Source organism: Vreelandella sp. V005, assembly GCF_052645115.1.
This window is the reverse complement of the sequence record NZ_JBQXYA010000017.1, coordinates 1-2,264: the sequence shown is the minus strand read 5'-3', so window position 1 is coordinate 2,264 and position 2,264 is coordinate 1. Positions and strand designations below refer to the sequence as shown.

The following is a 2,264-nucleotide window of genomic DNA, read 5'->3' as shown; positions in this document are numbered from 1 at the left end:
GTTCAAGACTTCATCAAAACCGTCGCCGGCTTTGACCAGTCAGGCGGTAACGACCGCGCCAAGCAGATCGTGCACCGCCTAGTCGGCGACCTATTCAAGCTGATCGATGACTTCGACGTCACCGAGGAGGAGTATTGGGCGGCGGTCAACCTGCTCAATGCCCTGGGCAGCCAGACCCAGTTCGGCTTGCTCTCGCCCGGGCTGGGCTTTGACCATTTCCTCGACCTGCGCCAGGACGCCATCGACGCCGAAGCCAAGCGTACCGGCGGCACCCCGCGCACCATCGAAGGCCCGCTGTACGTGGCCGGTGCCCCCGAGGCGGAAGGTTTTGCCCGCCTGGACGACGACGCGACCGAGGGCGAGACCATGTGGCTGACCGGCCAGGTGCGCGACGTGAACGGCACCCCGATTGCCGGTGCCAAGGTCGAGATCTGGCACGCCAACTCCCAGGGTGGCTACTCCTTCTTCGACCCCTCGCAATCCGAGTACAACCTGCGCCGCACGATCTATACCGACAGCGACGGCCGCTACACCGCGCGCAGTATTATCCCCTCCGGCTACGGCGTGCCCGAAGGCGCACCGACCGATGTGGTGCTCAAGTCCCTGGGCCGCCACGGCGAACGCCCGGCGCATATCCACTACTTCGTCTCCGCCCCGGGCCACCAGCATTTGACCACCCAGATCAACCTGGCGGGCGACCCCTACACCTTTGACGACTTCGCCTTTGCCACCCGGGAAGAGCTGGTGGTGCCCGCCGAGCGGATCGAGGATCCGGCCGAGATCGCCAAGCGCGACCTGGACGGCCCGTTCTCCCACGTCGTGTTCGATGTGGAACTGGCCAATACCGACGCTGCCGAGCTGCAGGTTCGTCACGCCCGCCCACGGGCCAAAGAAGATGAGCAGGATCTCGCCAGCCAGCTCGCCGGTACCGCCAAGGTTTAAAGCCCCATAGCCTCACGCTAACGACTGGCTGACGTCCACCGTCCGATGCGTTAGCGCCTAACACCCAGGTTATGCCTAAGTATTTGAGGAGAGAGATCATGACCACACAGCTTGATCAGCTCGAAGCCCGCGTGCGCGGCGCCGTCCAGGACGACCCCGCCCAGGGCATCTTCCGCTGCCACCGCAGCATGTTCACCGACCCCGCCTTCTTTGAACTGGAGATGAAGCACATCTTCGAAGGCAACTGGCTGTTCCTGGCCCACGAGAGTCAGGTCGCGGAACCCGGTGACTACATGACCGTCACCATGGGCCGCCAGCCGGTGATCATCACCCGCGACAAGCAGGGCGAACTGCACGGCCTGATTAACGCCTGCGCCCACCGCGGCGCCACGTTGTGCCGCCGTAAGCGCGGCAACAAGGGCACCTTCACCTGCCCCTTCCACGGCTGGACATTCAAAAACGACGGCCAACTGCTCAAGGCCAAAAACGAAAAGAACGGCGCCTACCCGGACCAGTTCAAACAGGATGGCTCCCACAACCTCAAACGCCTACCGCGCTTTGAGAACTACAAAGGCTTCCTGTTCGGCAGCTTGAGCGACGACGTTCAACCGCTCGAACAACACCTGGGTGAAACCACCAAGGTCATCGACAACATCGTCGACCAAGCCCCCGAAGGCCTGGAAATCCTGCGCGGTACCTCGTCGTATACCTACACCGGCAACTGGAAACTGCAGGCCGAAAACGGTGCCGACGGTTACCACGTCAGCTCCGTGCACTGGAACTACGCCTCCACCATGGAGCGCCGCAACTACGATGCCGGCGGCACCAAAGCGGTCGACGCCGACGGCTGGTCCAAAAGCAAAGGCGGCTTCTACTCCTACGACAACGGCCACATGATGCTGTGGACCCGGCTGCTCAACCCAGAAGTGCGCCCGGTCTACCAACATAAGGACTGGATCCAGGAGCAGCTGGGCGATGCCCGCGCCGACTCCATCGTCAACCAGACGCGCAACCTCTGCCTGTATCCCAACGTCTACCTGATGGATCAGTTCTCCACGCAAATCCGTGTGATTCGTCCGGTCGCCGTGGACAAAACCGAAGTGACGATTTACTGCTTCGCCCCCAAAGGCGAAGCCGCCGAGGACCGGCGTGTGCGCATCCGCCAGTACGAAGACTTCTTCAACGTCTCCGGCATGGGCACGCCCGACGACCTCGAAGAGTTCCGCGCCTGCCAGGAAGGTTACAACGGCGCGCTGGCCGAGTGGAACGACCTCTCCCGTGGGGCCCAGCAATGGATCGAAGGCGCCGATGAAGACGCTCAG

General features: G+C 62.8%; 2 protein-coding genes. Both read left to right on the top strand.

The window, feature by feature from the left end; genetic code table 11:
• The coding region (catA, locus tag ACUN8H_RS18710) for a catechol 1,2-dioxygenase (RefSeq protein WP_445533542.1) at positions 1-942 on the top strand (942 nt) is incomplete at its 5' end.
• 98 nt (positions 943-1,040) lie between these two features.
• The coding region (locus ACUN8H_RS18705) for a Rieske 2Fe-2S domain-containing protein (protein ID WP_445533541.1) at positions 1,041-2,264 on the top strand (1,224 nt) is incomplete at its 3' end.